This window comes from Catenulispora sp. MAP12-49 (genome assembly GCF_041262705.1).
In the GTDB taxonomy this organism is placed as follows: domain Bacteria; phylum Actinomycetota; class Actinomycetes; order Streptomycetales; family Catenulisporaceae; genus Catenulispora.
On sequence record NZ_JBGCCP010000032.1, the window covers coordinates 14,491 to 28,699 of the forward strand.

The window sequence follows — 14,209 nt, forward strand, 5'->3', positions numbered from 1 at the left end:
CGGGGCCGACCTCGGAAAACGTTCCGATCTTCAGACCGCAAATAGACCGGGAGTACCGACACAGAGCCGCTTTCGGCGACACACGGTCGCACACGTGCTCGATAGCGGAAATCAGAAAGCCGCAGCTCAGATGCGCTGCGGCTGGTGAAACAGGGTGCCCCCGGTAGGATTCGAACCTACGCACCCGCCTCCGGAGGGCGGTGCTCTATCCCCTGAGCTACGGGGGCTCGGGACGTAGAAACGATATCAGGTCCGCGGTGGGGGTTGCGCCATTGTTTCGGTGGGTGCGGCGGGGCTGGGGTGTCAGGTGAGGAGTGCGTAGACGGTTGTGGCGTGTGCTGCTGGTGGGGCTGGGGGTGCGCCCGTCGGCTCCGCGGTCGTTCCCGCTCCCGCCTCCTTCGCTGCCGCCGTCATTGTGATGTCTGCGAAGGCCAGGCTGCGGCCGAGCTTTGTGACCTGGGCCGTGATCAGGACGTCTGCGTCCTTGATTGGGCGTTGGAAGGTCGTGTTCTGCTGGACCGTGGTCATGGGGCAGAAGGTGCCTCGGGCTGCGCTGATGGCGATGACTGTTGCTGTGTCTGCCGCTGCCATGAGGGCTTGGCCGCAGAGGGTGCCGCCTTCGCGGGCTAGGGCTTTGTTCCAGGGGAGGCGGAGGGTTGTTGTGGTGGGGGTTGTTTTCTCGACGGTGAGGTTGAGGGTTTGGATCCAGGGGGCGAAGTTTTCGGCCAGGATTTTGGCGGCTTCGGCTTCGGTGAGGGGTGGTGGGGTGTGGGGGTTGCTCACCTTCACACCTTAGGGCGGGGCGTGGGGGTGGGGTGGAGGGCTTGGGGGTGTTCTGGTGGGAATTTCTGTTGCTATGCCTGGGCGGGGTGGTGCTGTCAGATGTCTGAGGGCGAGGTGGTGGAAGGCGTCTTGGCGGCCGGGCTGGTTACGGTAACCTAAGCGCTCACTACTCGGCCGTATGTCGGGCCCCGGGCTGTGTGTCCGGTCCGGTGCGGTCTACCCTCTACCGCGTTCGAGGACATAAACAATGGGACAGACTCTGCAGGAGAGCCTCCTCAATCCGACCAACCGGCCGCAGGTCGTCAATGACTGCGCGCAGCTGGTCGAAGAGCAGGTCAAGGACTCGGGGCTGATGGTGAAGGGCGCTTACAAGGTCGTCACCGCGTTCAAGTCCGACATCGTGCCGGATGCCGTGGACACTCTGGTCGACGACTTCGTGGCGCGGCTGGAGCCGTTCCACGCGGACTTCGTTTCCGCCGGTGGCGGTTCGTTCGGCGACTACCTGGCCGGGAGGGGGCCGGAGGTGTCGAACGCGCTGCTCGGGGTGACGGACGAGCGGGCTGCTCAGTCCGACCGTGCCACGCTGCGCAAGGCCTACGAGCAGGTTCGGCCCAAGGGGCAGGACAACATCGAGAAGGCGCTGCCGAAGCTGGGCAAGATCGTCGAGAAGTACACCGCCTGATTGTGCGGTGCCGCGGCGGCTGTCCCGGGCGTCCCCGGGGCAGCCGCCGCTTTTTCCCTGGTGGCCGGCCCGCTGTCCCCTGCGGTTGGACCACTGGCACCGGCGAGGTGTCCCACATCGCCTTCACCGGCCGGGCGCATGAGCGTGGAGCGCCGACCGGGCTCCGCGATCCGCACCGGTGATTCGAGCGGTTCAACGAGCCGGGGACCCGGCGGTTACGGCCCGCGAGCAAGGTTCGTGCAAGGCCCGCGCGCGAGGTTCGTGGGGGTCTGGGGGAAAGCGCCCGGGAGGTGACCGGCAGGCACCCCGCGGCGGCTCGGACAGGCCTCACATGCCTCAGACGCGCCCCCGGCACAGCTCCAGGACCGCCATCGCGACGGTCACGCCGGGACGGCCCAGCGCGGTCCGGTAGCGGGCGATGATCTCCGTCTCGCGCTTGAGGTCCAGGCGGCGGCCGCCCTCGGCGATGCGCGCGGCCTGGATGTCGGCGGCGGTGCTGACGCGTTCGGTGATCAGGGCCAGGATCCGGGCGTCCAGGTCGTCGATCTGGGCGCGGCCGGTGCGGACGCCGGCCGGGGTCGGCTGGCCCGGCGAGACAGAATCGGGCTGGACAGAGCCGGGCGGGACAGAGTCGGAGGCGGCGTCGGGGGAGGTCGGTTCGGCGGTGGCGCTGGCGCTGGCAGTCATGGGCGGGGCTCCTCGGGGCTCGCACCCGGGCTCCGACCGGCCCGGCGGCCCCCGCCAAAAAGCGAGCGCCCCGGACCGGAAGGGGTCCGAGGCGCTCGTTGGCTTGTTCTGCTCAGCAGCCGACGATGGCTAGGGACCCTGGTCCGTAGCCATAGAAAAATCGGCGGTTGGCGAGCATGCCGTCATGGTGCCACGGTGTCCGGCGCGCGGTCCAGCCGGTCCCGCGATGCGGACCGGCCGGCTCAGCCCCACACGTCGATGTTCGCCCGCTCGGCGTCGCCGTACTGCTGCTGGGCGACCTCCAGGACCTTCCCGATCTGCTGCAGGACCTCGTTCAGGTCCGCCTGCGCCTGGTCCCACTGCCGCTGCCGCTCCTGGTAGTCCGCGGCCGCCTGGCCGCTCCAGGTCTGGGTCAGCGGCTGCAGCAGGGTGCGCAGGTCGTGCAGCTTGCTGTTCAGCTCGTTGTGCGCCGACGCCACATTCTGCGACGCCGAGGACAGCGTCTCGGCGTGGACGAGCAGTTCGCCTCCGTAGCCCATGGGCGGTTCCTCCCTCAGCCGATCAGGCCGGCGACGCGGTTGACGGCGGTGGTGTTCGACTCCTCGGCCGCCGAGTAGCGGCGATGGGTGCCGGACAGGGACTCGGCGATGCCGCCGAGCGCGGCGTTGAGCTTGCGGGCGTCGGCGTTCCAGCGCTGGTGCAGGTTCTGGAAGGCGCCCGAGGCGGCGCCCTTCCAGGTGGAGGCGATCGGTTCCAGCTGGGCCAGCAGGGTGGCCAGCAGGGCCGCGATCTCCTCGTTGACCGTGGCGACGTGCGCGGCGGCCTGCGCCATCACGTCCAGGGTCGCGCCGAACTGGGCCGGCCCGGTGGACGCCGCGCCGCCGGGCGCGGGGACGAACGCGGACGAGGCGGGTTCCGTCATGCGGATCACCATCCCCTCTGGTGCGATGCGGTGACGTCACAGAGGAGGCGGTCGGTGACCTTGGGTGACGCCGGATCACCACCGTAGCGTCCGGCGCCGACGAGCGGAACCGATCGGCCGTGGCGTCACCCGTTCTGCGGAACGGGAAGAGCGTGCGCGGGTCGGTGGCCGGTCTGGCGAGGCGGCAGCGCCGCCGTAGCGAACGGAAAACTCGTCGGGAACGAGGCTGGGCGCGCCGGACCATCGCCCTCGACCCGGCCCGCGCCGAAGGCGCTTTTGGCACGAGCGTCGTGGGCGATGGGCTTGCCGTAAGCGCAGCGCACGGCAAGGCACCGGTGCGGCCAGGCTCGGAGCTCCGACGATTTTCCGCCCGGCCACCGACCCGCGCACGCTCTTACTTCATCCGCAAGACCTTGAGAATCTTCAGCGAGCGCAGCATCAGGGCGCCCCAGCGCTCCTCCGGCATCCCGAACCAGGGCGCGATCGGCAGCAGTCGCTGCCGGGCCGCGGTCTGGGCCTCGGTGAAGCGCAGGATGCCCTCGGCGCCGTGGCGCCGCCCGAGCCCGGACTGGCCCATGCCGCCCATCGGAGAGTCGACCGAGCCCCAGGCCGCGGCGTACGCCTCGTTGACGTTCACGGTGCCGGCGTGCAGCTGGCGGGCGATCTCGCGGGCGCGCTTATGGTCGCGGGTCCACATCGAGGCGTTCAGGCCGTACGGCGTGTTGTTCGCGTCCGCCACCGCCTCGCCCTCGCTCTTGAAGGAGTACACGGACACCACCGGTCCGAAGGTCTCCTCGCCGTAGACGCGCATGGTGGTCTTGACGTCTCCGAGCACTGTCGGCTCGTAGAACAGCGGACCGATCTCCGCACGGCGTCGGCCACCGGAGAGCACCTTCGCGCCCTTCGCCTTGGCGTCCTCCACATGCAGCGTCACGTTCTCGAGCTGCTTGGTGTTCGTCAGAGAACCCATGTCCGCGGAGTAGTCGAGGCCGGAGCCCAAACGCATAGCGCGGACCTCTGTAAGGAACCGCGACAGGAACTCGTCGTACTTGGTGTAGTGCACGTATATGCGCTCTATGGATATGCAGAGCTGTCCGGCGGAGGAGAAGCAGCCACGCACCGCGCCGGACACCGCCTTCTCTATGTCGGCGTCGTCGAGCACCAGCATGGCGTTCTTGCCGCCGAGCTCCAGCGAGCAGCCGATCAGCCGGGAAGCGGCGGCCTGGGCCACAGTGCGCCCGGTGGCGGTGGAACCGGTGAAGGCGACGTAGTCGGCGTCCGCGACGACCGCGGGACCGACGACCGGTCCGTCGCCGACGACCACCTGCCACAGGTCCTCCGGCAGCCCGGCCTGCACGGCCAGTTCGCGCAGCCGCAGACCGGTGAGCGCGGTCTGGGTGTCCGGCTTGTGCACCACGGCGTTGCCCGCGATGAGCGCCGGTATGACGTCGGAGACGGCGAGCGCCAGCGGATAGTTCCACGGCGTGATGATGCCGATGACGCCCTTGGGGACGCGGTTCTCGGTGACCTTCGTCAGGACCGGGAGGACGCCGCGGCGGCGCTTGCTGCGGATGTAGCCGCGGGAGGCGTACGCATAGTGGCGTGTCGCGGCGGCGGCCGAGAGGATCTCGTCCAGGGCGTGCTTGCGGGCCTTGCCGGTTTCTATCTGGACGAGGTCCAGCAGCTGGTCGGAGCGCTCCAGGATCAGGTCGTGCAGGCGGGCGGCGACCTTGGTCCGGTGCGTGATGGCGGTGCGGCCCCACTCCAGCTGTGCGGCGCGGGCCTTGGCGTAGGCGGCGCGGACGTCCTGCGGCGCGCTGGCGGGGAAGTCGGCGATGAGTTCACCGGTGAGCGGACTGTAGGACTGCGTCCGACCGCCCACCGCCCCGTGGATGGCCACTTTCCCGATGAGCCGCTCGACCAGGTCGGCGGACAGTCGGGTGTGGATGCTGTCGAGGCGGGTGGCCTCCTGGGGACCAGCGCCGGCCGGCACGTCCTGAGCGTCCTCGGATATGCCGTTGCCGGGATCGATGGTGTCGGCGGTCATGGCGACGAGCCTCCCAGAAAAACCCGCCGGTGTCAGCCATCGATGGCAACACGTGGAGACCGGCATGACGTCGGGCCCCTTCCGTCGTCCCAGGCACTACGGAAGGGGCCCGACGTTATCGGGGCGGACGTCAGCTGACGCTGATGGCCGCGTTCTTGACGCCGTCGATCACCTGGCGGGAGCCCAGGGGGGCGTCCAGCTTCACGGTGGACTGGCCGTCGCGGGAGAAGTCCGGGCACATGATCCCGACGCGGTAGTGAGAGACGGTCTTCAGCTCGACCACGACCTTGGACGCGTCCTGGCTCTTGATCACCAGCTGCGGCTGGTCGTTGCAGCCGCCCCAGCTCACCTCGGTGACCAGGGTGACGCCGTCCTTGTCCAGGGACAGGCCCTGCAGCGGGACGTACTTCACCGTGCCGGGGTCCGAGGGGTTGGACGGGTTCGAGGAGCCGGACGAGCTCGAGCCGCCGGTCTGGCCGGCGCCGGTGCTCGACGGGGCGCTCGGGTTGGCGGACGACGACGAGGGCGGCGACACCGGCGACGACGCCGAGGAGGTGGACCCGCCACCCGCACCGGGGCCGGACGCGTCGGTACCTCCCGAGCTGCGGGATGCGCACCCGGCCAGCGCCGCGAGCACGACGGCGGTGGTCGCCACGGACTTCACCAGGGGCTTCATTTCGCTCCATCTCCTAGCCGACGACATTGTCACTGGCATTTGGACGCAGCGACTGTCGCGCCGGTTCCCCGCTTCTTCGCGGATCTTTCGGGGCCGCTCAGCGGGACAGTTCCTCGTATCCCACGCCGGTCGCGGCCACGGACTGGTCCCACAAGGCGGCGGCCACAGTCTCGTCCTGAGCTATCGCGCTCATGACCGCCTGTGCGGGCGCCCCGCGCATCTCCCCAGGCCCGCGCGGTCCTATGTACTCGCCGCCGAAGAGGTCCACATGAGTCGCGGCGTACAGCGAGGGCCACGCGCCGGTGGCAGAGCTCTGGCCGGTCGCCCAGGTCACCAAATGCGACAGTCCGGACACGACGCGGTGGTGCCGGCTGAAGGAGGTCTTGGTGAACAGGCCGGTAGCCGTATAGCCGGGGTGCGCGGCGACGCTGGCCAAGCTGAACCGCGCGCCTTTGGCTCTCCGGTCCAGCTCTCGTGCGAAGAGGAGGTTGGCGAGCTTGGAGCGGCCATAAGCGGAGACCCGGTGGCGGTGCCACTCGGCCTCGCTGTAGGACTCCTTAGCGTTCTCCGCCGCGGGCTCGAAATCCCAGACCGGCCGGGCGCGGCGGTGCGTGAGGCTGGAGACGGTGACGACCCGCGGGGACTCGGCGGCCAGCAGCAGCGGCAGCACCCGGCCGGTGAGCGCGAAGTGGCCCAGGTGGTTGGTCCCGAACTGGAGCTCGAAACCGTCGGAGGTGGTGCGGCCGTCCGGGACCATCACGCCGGCGTTGTTCACCAGGACGTCCACCGCCGCCGTGCGGTCGGCCAGGTCCGCGGCCGCGTCCTCGATCGAGTCCAGGCTCGCCAGGTCGACGTGGACGACCTCGACGAGTCCGCGCGCGGAGGGGATCACCGCGGTGATCCGCTCGCGCGCGTACTCTCCCCTGCCCGGATCACGGACGGCGAGCAGGGTCCGGGCTCCGTGACGCGCGAGTTCCAAGGCCGTGTGGAACCCGATACCGCTGCTGGCCCCCGTGACCATGGCGACTCGCCCCGTCAGATCCGGCATTTCCTCCGGAGTCCAATGCGGCATAGCGCCATCCTGGCGTGATCAGCCGCGTATGTCACTACCTGTAACTACGCCGGGAGCGCGGCTTCGATGGCCTCGGTCACTTCCGGCGCCTCCGGCTCGGTGCGCGGACGGAAGCGCTTGAGGACCGTCCCGTCCGAACCGATCAGGAACTTTTCAAAGTTCCACTGGATGTCGCCGTTGTTGCCCTCGGCGTCGGTCGTCTGGGTGAGCTCGGTGTAAAGGGGGTGCCGGGCGTCGCCGTTGACTTCGATCTTCTCCGTGAGCGGGAAGGTCACGCCGTAGGTCGCGGAGCAGAACTCCTGGATCTCCTCGGAGGTGCCCGGCTCCTGCCCGCCGAACTGGTTGCAGGGGACGCCGAGGACCGTGAAGCCGCGGTCGGCGTAGCGCTCGTGGATGCGCTCCAGACCCTCGTACTGCGGCGTGAGGCCGCAGCGCGAGGCGACGTTGACGAGCAGGACGGCCTTGCCCTCGTAGTCCTTCAGAGAGGCCGGCTTGCCGTCGAGGGTGTTGATCGGGATGTCGTAAAGGCTCATGCCGGTATCAAAGCACGCGAGCTTGAACGGATTCCCGCGCGCGTGCCCCGATTACTGCACCGGCACGATGTCCGGGGCGCCGAGCCGCGCGGCGTCCGCGGTGGCGTCGTCCGGCTGCTCCTGCGACTCCCGCTCCGCGGCCACTCGCGTCACGTAGTGCTCCACCTCGCGCTTGACCTGCTCCTCGGTCCAGCCCAAGACCGGCGCGATGAGACGCGCGGTGGGCTCGGCGGCGCCGACGCCCCGGTCGAAGGTCTCGATGGAGACCCGTAAGCGGCGCGCCAGGACGTCGTCCAGGTGCAGCGCGCCCTCGGCCGCGGCCGCGTACACGACCTCCGCCTTCAGGTAGTCCTCGGCGCCGGGAAGCGGCTCGGCCAGCTCGGGCTTCTCGGTCATCAGCTCCAGGACCTCGTCGATCAGCGAGCCGTAGCGGCGCAGGAGGTGCTCCACGCGTGCCACGTGCAGTCCGCTGCGCTCGGCGATGCGTCCGCGGTTGTTCCACACGGCCTTGTAGCCGTCCGCTCCGAGCAGCGGGACGTTCTCGGTGATGGAGGCCGGCACGCCGCCTCCGAGGCCGTGGACGGCCGCGTCGACGGCGTCCTGGGCCATCACGCGGTAGGTCGTGTACTTGCCGCCGGCGACCACCACCAAGCCGGGGACGACGTGCGCGACGACGTGCTCCCGGGACAGCTGCGAGGTCTCATCCGACTCCCCCGCGAGCAACGGACGGAGCCCGGCGTACACACCCTCCACGTCGGCCCGAGACAGAGGAACGTTAAGCACCGCGTTCACATGGTCCAGCAGGTACTGGATGTCGGTCTGCGAAGCAGCCGGGTGCGCTTTGTCGAGGGTCCAGTCGGTGTCGGTGGTCCCGATGATCCAGTGCCGGCCCCACGGGATGACGAAGAGCACGGACTTCTCCGTGCGCAGGATGAGTCCGGTCGAGGAGTGGATGCGGTCTTTGGGGACAACCAGGTGGATGCCCTTGGAGGCGCGCACATGGAAGCGTCCGCGCTCCCCCACCAATGCCTGCGTCTCGTCGGTCCACACACCGGTGGCGTTCACGACCTGCTTGGCGCGGATCTCCAGCGTCCTGCCAGTCTCCAGGTCCTTGACGATGACGCCGGTGACGCGTTCCCCTTCGCGCAAGAAGCCGGTGACGCGAGCCCGGGACGCCACGTGCGCGCCGTAGCTCGCCGCGGTACGCGCCAGGAAGGTGACGTAGCGCGCGTCGTCGACCTGTGCGTCGTAGTACTGGATCGCCCCCACAAGCGAGGAACGCTTAAGCGCGGGCGCGATGCGCAAGGCACTGCGGCGCGTCAGCTGGCGGTGCAGAGGCAGACCTCTGCCGTGGCTCGACGACGTAGCCATCCCGTCGTACAGAGCCACACCGGAGCCGGCGTAAAGGCGTTCCCACATACGGCCCGTCAAGGGATACAGGAACGGCACAGGGCGCACCAGGTGCGGAGCCAGCCGTTCCAACAGGAGACCGCGCTCGGTCAGCGCTTCGCGCACCAAGCCGAAGTCAAGCATCTCCAGATAGCGGAGCCCGCCGTGGATGAGTTTGGAGGAGCGGGAGGACGTTCCCGACGCCCAGTCCCGCGCCTCCAACAGACCCACACTCAGACCCCGGGTCGCGGCGTCCAACGCCGTGCCGGTTCCGACCACGCCGCCGCCGATCACCACGACGTCGAGCTCGCGCTCGGCCATGGCGGTCAGCGCCGCCTCCCGCTCTACTGGACCCAACCGCAAACTACGCACGCTACAAGCGTGCCCCAGAACAGGGCACTACACGCGATCAGTTGTGCCACATCACCCGTGAAGCCGATCACAAGGTGCGGAACGACTCAGGTGGCGATGGTGACCTCGACGCGCTGGAAGCCCTTGAGCTCGGTGTAGCCGCACGTCCCCATCGCCCGGCGCAACGCGCCGGCCAGGTTCATGGTGCCGTCCGGGGAGTAGGAGGGACCAACGAGGATCTCCTCCAGCGTCCCCACAGTGCCGACCGCTGTACGGTGCCCGCGCGGGACCGAACCGTGGTACGCCTCCGCGCCCCAGTGGAAGCCGCGCCCCGGCGCCTCGGCGGCGCGGGCCAGCGGCGAGCCGATCATCACCCCGTCGGCACCGCAGGCGATCGCCTTGGTGACGTCGCCGGAGACGCCCATGGCGCCGTCCGCGATGACGTGCACATAGCGGCCGCCGGACTCGTCCAGGTAGTCGCGGCGCGCGGCGGCGACGTCGGAGACCGCGGAGGCCATCGGCACCGCGATGCCCAGGACGTCGCGGGTGGTCTGGGTCGAGCCGCCGCCGAAGCCGACCAGGATGCCCGCGGCGCCGGCGCGCATCAGGTGCAGCGCCGCCTGGTAGGTCGCGCAGCCGCCGACCACGACGGGGATCTCGAGCTCGTAGATGAACTGCTTGAGGTTCAGCGGCTCGGCGTTGGCCGACACGTGCTCGGCGGACACCGTGGTCCCGCGGATGACCAGCAGGTCCAGACCCGCGGCCACGGCCACGGAGTGGAACTCCGCTGTGAGTTGCGGCGACAGTGCTCCCGCCACAGTGACGCCGGCGGCGCGGATCTCCTTGATGCGCGCGGAGATCAGCTCGGCCTGGACCGGCGCACTGTAGATCTCTTGCATGCGCTTGGTGAAAGCGTCGGCCGGAAGGTCCGCGATCTCCTGGAGCAGCGGCTCAGGGTTCTCGTAGCGGGTCCACAGACCTTCCAGGTTGAGGACTCCCACGCCGCCGAGCTTGCCGATCTGGATGGCGGTCGCCGGGGACACGACGCTGTCCATCGGCGCGGCCATGAAGGGCGTGTCGAAGCGGTAGGCGTCGATCTGCCAGGCGATGGAGACCTCTTCGGGGTCCCGGGTGCGACGCGACGGAACGACTGCCACATCGTCGAACCCGTAGGCGCGGCGGCCACGCTTGGCCCGGCCGATCTCGACCTCGGTCACCTGGAGTACCTCAACTCTTTCCTTCGGACGTCCTGCGGACGTACTTACGGCCCGACGCTACAGCGTCGGGCCGTGCGGTGCTCTATGTGGTCAGCGCTTGGAGTAGTTCGGCGCCTCGACCGTCATCTGGATGTCGTGGGGGTGGCTCTCGCGCAGGCCCGCGGCGGTGATCCGGACCAGCTGCGCGTCCTGCAGCTGCGGGATGGTGTGCGCGCCGCAGTAGAGCATCGACTGGCGCAGGCCGCCGATCAGCTGCAGCACCACGGAGGCCAGCGGGCCGCGGTAGGGGACCTGGCCCTCGATGCCCTCGGCGATCAGCTTCTCGTCGGACTCCACGTCGCCCTGGAAGTAGCGGTCCTTGGAGTAGGACTTGCTCTCCCCGCGGGACTGCATGGCGGCCAGCGACCCCATGCCGCGGTAGGACTTGAACTGCTTGCCGTTGATGAACAGCAGCTCGCCGGGGGACTCCTCGCAGCCGGCCAGCAGCGAGCCGAGCATCACCGAGTCGGCGCCGGCGGCGATCGCCTTGCCGATGTCGCCGGAGTACTGCAGGCCGCCGTCGGCGATCACCGGGACGCCGTGCTCCCTGGCCGCCTCGGCGACCTCGTAGACCGCGGTCACCTGCGGCATGCCGACGCCGGCCACCACGCGGGTGGTGCAGATGGAGCCCGGGCCCACGCCGACCTTGATCGCGTCCGCGCCGGCCTCGATCAGCGCCCGGCCGCCCGCGCCGGTGACCACGTTGCCGGCGATCACGTCGATGTGCGGGGCCTCGGCCTTGACCTTGGCGATCATGTCCAGCTCGACCTTGGAGTGGCCGTGCGCGCTGTCGATGACCAGGAAGTCCACGCCGGCGTGCACCAGGGCCTGGGCGCGCTCGAAGGAGTCGCCGAGGAAGCCGATCGCGGCGCCGACCCGCAGCCGGCCGTTGTCGTCCTTGGTGGCCAGCGGGTACTTCTCGCTCTTGTCGAAGTCCTTGACGGTGATCAGGCCGGACAGCTTGCCATCGCCGGTGACCAGCGGGAGCTTCTCGATCTTGTGCTGGGCCAGCAGCTTCATCGCGTCCTCGCCGCTTATCCCGGCGGGGCCCGTGACCAGCGGCATGCGCGTCATGACATCGTCCACCCGGCGCGACTTGTCCACCTCGAAGCGCAGGTCGCGGTTGGTGATGATGCCCAGCAGGGTGCCGTCGGGGGCGGTCACCGGCAGGCCGGAGATGCGGTACTTGGCGCACAGCGCGTCCACCTCGGCCAAGGTGGCGTCCGGCGCGACGGTCACCGGCTGGGTGACCATGCCCGACTCCGAGCGCTTGACCAGGTCCACCTGCGCGGCCTGGGCCTCGATCGACAGGTTGCGGTGCAGGACGCCGACGCCGCCCTGGCGGGCCATGGCGATGGCCATGCGCGCCTCGGTGACGGTGTCCATGGCCGCCGAGATCAGCGGCACGTTCAAGGTGATGTTGCGCGACAGCCGGGTCCCGGTGTTCAGCTCGGTCGGCACCACTTCGGAGTAGGCCGGGACCAGCAGGACGTCGTCGTAGGTCAGGCCGAGAGTCGCGAACTTGGCGGGCAGGCCGGCGTCAGACATGTCACCATCCGAATGTCAAGGGGGACCGATAAGCAATCTTCCCCCAGGAATCCGGCCCGACCAAACCGATCAACGGATGATCGCCTCCGGCGTGCTCGGAATCACACCGGCACAGCGCGCCGTACCCGCTCCCCGGTCCGGCCGGGGCCGGGCCGGCCGGTCCGCCCTCAGCGGACCAGGCCCCAGCGGAACCCGAGCGCCACGGCGTGCGCCCGGTCGGAGGCGCCGAGCTTCTTGAACAGCCTGCGCGCATGGGTCTTCACCGTGTCTTCCGAGAGGAACAGGTCCCGGCCGATCTCGGCGTTGGAGCGGCCGTGGCTCATGCCCTCCAGCACCTGGATCTCCCGGGCGGTCAGGGTGGGGACGGCGCCGATCTCGGCCGGGCGCAGCCGGCGCGGGGCCAGCCGCCAGGTCGGGTCGGCCAGGGCCTGGCTGACGGTGGCCCGCAGCTCGGCGCGCGAGGCGTCCTTGTGCAGGTAGCCGCGGGCCCCGGTGGCCACCGCGAGCGCCACGCCGTCCAGGTCCTCGGCCATGGTGAGCATGATCACCCGGGCGTTGGGGTCGTTGGACAGCAGCCGGCGCACGGTCTCCACGCCGCCCAGGCCCGGCATCCGCACGTCCATCAGGACCAGGTCGGAGCGGTCGGCCGTCCACCGGCGCAGCACTTCCTCGCCGCTGTTGGCGGTGGTGACCTTGTCGACGCCGGGCACGGTCGCCACGGCGCGTCGCAGCGTCTCCCGGGCCAGCGGGGAGTCGTCGCAGACTAGGATGGACGTCATTGGTCAAGCCTCCACATTCGTGAGGTTGTGACACCTATTGAGCTTATGGCGGACAGGTCCCCGTAGTCGATGGTTCGCACCGCTTCGCCACCCGCCCAAGTGCGGACCGCTGCGCGAAGCGCCTCCGTGGGAGGCCGCCGGGCGGCGGGCTGAAGCGCGGGCCATCGTCACTCCGAGATGGAAAACGAGCTTCACCCGAAAGCGTTACGCGCTCCGCGATGTTTTTTTCAGACGGCGTTGCTTCGGGATCAGGCCCGGCTCGGCCGCCTTCGCCTGACGCGGGATCGGGGTCCAGGGCCGGTCCTCCGGGGCCCCCGCGGGGGTCTCGTCCACCTTGTCCCGGCTGTCACCGTCGTCCCGTGCGCCCCGGCTGCCCCTGCTGTCGCCGCGTCCGCCGCGTCCGCCACCGCCACCGCCACCGCTCTCGGGGAGCCGGCCGGCGTCCAAGGCCCGCACCCACCCGTCTTCGTCCCTGCCGTCTCTACCGTCTCTGCCGCCCCTGCTGTCCCAACCGTCCCAGCCTTCCCAGCCACCGTCATCCACGGGGAGCCCGCTCACGTCGCCGCGCCTCTCGTTCCGGTGAGCGGTCCACCCGCTCACCGTTGCTCACAGTCCGTAGTCGATTGCGACAACTCAGTGACAATCGAGCACGGTTCGGGGCATGATCGGTATGACCGCTCGCCGGATCAGGTATTGGACAACTGACACCTGGTTCACCACGAGGTAGGGCCGCCGCCGCGGCACCGATGCATGTCCCGACTCACTCTCACCGGGATCATGCACCCGCTGCGGCTGCGGCCAACACGATGCAGCCGAAGACCACTCCATCCAGCGACTCGCCGTCGGTCGTCCGACAACAGGACGACTGACCTGCGGGTTCACCGGTGGGGAAGGTCGGCGGAAGGAAGGGTTTGCCATGGCCGACGTCTCCCGTCTCCCGGGTCCGAACGCGGACTTCTGGGACTGGCAGCTGCGCGGCTCGTGCCGCGGTACCGACAGCGACCTGTTCTTCCACCCGGAAGGCGAGCGGGGCCAGGCGCGGACCTCACGGGAAGAGGCCGCGAAAGAGGTGTGTCTGCACTGCCCGGTATGCAAGCCGTGCCGGGAACACGCCCTGCGGGTCCACGAGCCCTACGGGGTGTGGGGCGGCATGACCGAGGAAGAGCGCGACGAGTACTACGCACGGGAGAAGTCGGCTGCGCGGGCTGCGAAGCTCGCCGCGCTGGCGTCGGCGAAGAACACCAAGCCGACGCGCAAGCCGCCGACGAAGGTGCCGGTGAAGCTGCAGGCCAAGCCCTCGGGCGCGCCGGCCACCGCACCGAGCAACGGGATGACGATGACGCGGCCGGCGAACACCGTCTCGGCCGGGATGCACGCCAAGGCGAAGACGAAGCCGTAGGCGGCTGCACGCGAGCCGGGCATTGAACAGCGGGCGGCACTGTACGGATTCCGTACAGTGCCGCCCGCTGCGCTCTCTTTAAGCG

The 14,209-nt window shown here is 69.6% G+C and carries 13 protein-coding genes, 1 tRNA gene and 1 pseudogene; 2 read left to right on the forward strand and 13 right to left on the reverse strand.

Annotation, left to right across the window (positions count from 1 at the left end; translation table 11 throughout):
* Window positions 1–155: 155 nt before the first annotated feature.
* A tRNA-Arg gene (locus ABIA35_RS38100) sits at window positions 156–227 on the reverse strand.
* A 76-nt stretch (window positions 228–303) separates the two neighbouring features.
* Window positions 304–783 carry a PaaI family thioesterase gene (locus tag ABIA35_RS38105; protein WP_370337468.1) on the reverse strand — a complete coding sequence of 160 codons (480 nt, stop codon included), beginning with the start codon at window positions 781–783 and terminating at the stop codon, window positions 304–306.
* Between the two features lie 247 nt (window positions 784–1,030).
* On the opposite strand from ABIA35_RS38105, the gene ABIA35_RS38110 reads away from it, so the two are divergent.
* Window positions 1,031–1,465: a hypothetical protein gene (locus ABIA35_RS38110; RefSeq protein WP_370337466.1), complete on the forward strand. Its 435-nt coding sequence runs from the start codon at window positions 1,031–1,033 to the stop codon at window positions 1,463–1,465.
* Window positions 1,466–1,801: 336 nt separating this feature from the next.
* On the opposite strand, the gene ABIA35_RS38115 is transcribed toward ABIA35_RS38110, so the two are convergent.
* The 11 genes from ABIA35_RS38115 to ABIA35_RS38165 all read right to left on the reverse strand — a co-directional run bounded on the left by ABIA35_RS38115 (window position 1,802) and on the right by ABIA35_RS38165 (window position 12,725).
* On the reverse strand, window positions 1,802–2,152 hold the full coding sequence (locus tag ABIA35_RS38115; RefSeq protein ID WP_370337464.1) for a chorismate mutase: 351 nt from the start codon (window positions 2,150–2,152) through the stop codon (window positions 1,802–1,804).
* A gap of 242 nt (window positions 2,153–2,394) precedes the next feature.
* Window positions 2,395–2,691 (reverse strand): WXG100 family type VII secretion target, encoded by a 297-nt coding sequence (locus ABIA35_RS38120; RefSeq protein WP_370337462.1) that lies wholly within the window; start codon window positions 2,689–2,691, stop codon window positions 2,395–2,397.
* Window positions 2,692–2,705: 14 nt separating this feature from the next.
* Entirely contained in the window at window positions 2,706–3,074 is a 369-nt protein-coding gene (locus ABIA35_RS38125; protein WP_370337460.1) for a WXG100 family type VII secretion target, read from the reverse strand.
* Window positions 3,075–3,468: 394 nt separating this feature from the next.
* On the reverse strand, window positions 3,469–5,121 hold the full coding sequence (locus tag ABIA35_RS38130; protein ID WP_370361201.1) for a succinic semialdehyde dehydrogenase: 1,653 nt from the start codon (window positions 5,119–5,121) through the stop codon (window positions 3,469–3,471).
* A gap of 130 nt (window positions 5,122–5,251) precedes the next feature.
* Window positions 5,252–5,797 (reverse strand): hypothetical protein, encoded by a 546-nt coding sequence (locus ABIA35_RS38135; protein WP_370337456.1) that lies wholly within the window; start codon window positions 5,795–5,797, stop codon window positions 5,252–5,254.
* Between the two features lie 97 nt (window positions 5,798–5,894).
* The gene (locus tag ABIA35_RS38140; protein WP_370337454.1) at window positions 5,895–6,869 is read right to left on the reverse strand and encodes an oxidoreductase; all 975 of its coding nucleotides are present in this window, start codon (window positions 6,867–6,869) and stop codon (window positions 5,895–5,897) included.
* 44 nt (window positions 6,870–6,913) lie between these two features.
* A complete protein-coding gene (locus ABIA35_RS38145; protein ID WP_370337452.1) occupies window positions 6,914–7,402 on the reverse strand; it encodes a glutathione peroxidase in 489 nt (162 codons plus the stop codon).
* A gap of 51 nt (window positions 7,403–7,453) precedes the next feature.
* Window positions 7,454–9,163: a glycerol-3-phosphate dehydrogenase/oxidase gene (locus ABIA35_RS38150; protein WP_370337450.1), complete on the reverse strand. Its 1,710-nt coding sequence runs from the start codon at window positions 9,161–9,163 to the stop codon at window positions 7,454–7,456.
* A gap of 86 nt (window positions 9,164–9,249) precedes the next feature.
* The gene (locus tag ABIA35_RS38155; protein WP_370337448.1) at window positions 9,250–10,359 is read right to left on the reverse strand and encodes a GuaB3 family IMP dehydrogenase-related protein; all 1,110 of its coding nucleotides are present in this window, start codon (window positions 10,357–10,359) and stop codon (window positions 9,250–9,252) included.
* Between the two features lie 90 nt (window positions 10,360–10,449).
* Window positions 10,450–11,946 carry an IMP dehydrogenase gene (gene guaB / locus ABIA35_RS38160; RefSeq protein ID WP_370337446.1) on the reverse strand — a complete coding sequence of 499 codons (1,497 nt, stop codon included), beginning with the start codon at window positions 11,944–11,946 and terminating at the stop codon, window positions 10,450–10,452.
* Window positions 11,947–12,113: 167 nt separating this feature from the next.
* On the reverse strand, window positions 12,114–12,725 hold the full coding sequence (locus tag ABIA35_RS38165) for a response regulator transcription factor (protein ID WP_012785233.1): 612 nt from the start codon (window positions 12,723–12,725) through the stop codon (window positions 12,114–12,116).
* A 916-nt stretch (window positions 12,726–13,641) separates the two neighbouring features.
* On the opposite strand from ABIA35_RS38165, the pseudogene ABIA35_RS38170 reads away from it, so the two are divergent.
* Window positions 13,642–13,903: pseudogene (locus tag ABIA35_RS38170) on the forward strand (WhiB family transcriptional regulator); the annotation flags it as partial.
* Between the last annotated feature and the right edge of the window lie 306 nt (window positions 13,904–14,209).

Bases quoted from the DNA above. Each gene is read 5' to 3' on its own strand.
- ABIA35_RS38110 (WP_370337466.1), top strand. From the start codon at position 1,031: ATGGGACAGACTCTGCAGGAGAGCCTCCTCAATCCGACCAACCGGCCG.
- ABIA35_RS38115 (WP_370337464.1), bottom strand. From the start codon at position 2,152: ATGACTGCCAGCGCCAGCGCCACCGCCGAACCGACCTCCCCCGACGCC.
- ABIA35_RS38120 (WP_370337462.1), bottom strand. From the start codon at position 2,691: ATGGGCTACGGAGGCGAACTGCTCGTCCACGCCGAGACGCTGTCCTCG.
- ABIA35_RS38125 (WP_370337460.1), bottom strand. From the start codon at position 3,074: ATGACGGAACCCGCCTCGTCCGCGTTCGTCCCCGCGCCCGGCGGCGCG.
- ABIA35_RS38130 (WP_370361201.1), bottom strand. From the start codon at position 5,121: ATGACCGCCGACACCATCGATCCCGGCAACGGCATATCCGAGGACGCT.
- ABIA35_RS38135 (WP_370337456.1), bottom strand. From the start codon at position 5,797: ATGAAGCCCCTGGTGAAGTCCGTGGCGACCACCGCCGTCGTGCTCGCG.
- ABIA35_RS38140 (WP_370337454.1), bottom strand. From the start codon at position 6,869: ATGCCGCATTGGACTCCGGAGGAAATGCCGGATCTGACGGGGCGAGTC.
- ABIA35_RS38145 (WP_370337452.1), bottom strand. From the start codon at position 7,402: ATGAGCCTTTACGACATCCCGATCAACACCCTCGACGGCAAGCCGGCC.
- guaB (WP_370337446.1), bottom strand. From the start codon at position 11,946: ATGTCTGACGCCGGCCTGCCCGCCAAGTTCGCGACTCTCGGCCTGACC.
- ABIA35_RS38165 (WP_012785233.1), bottom strand. From the start codon at position 12,725: ATGACGTCCATCCTAGTCTGCGACGACTCCCCGCTGGCCCGGGAGACG.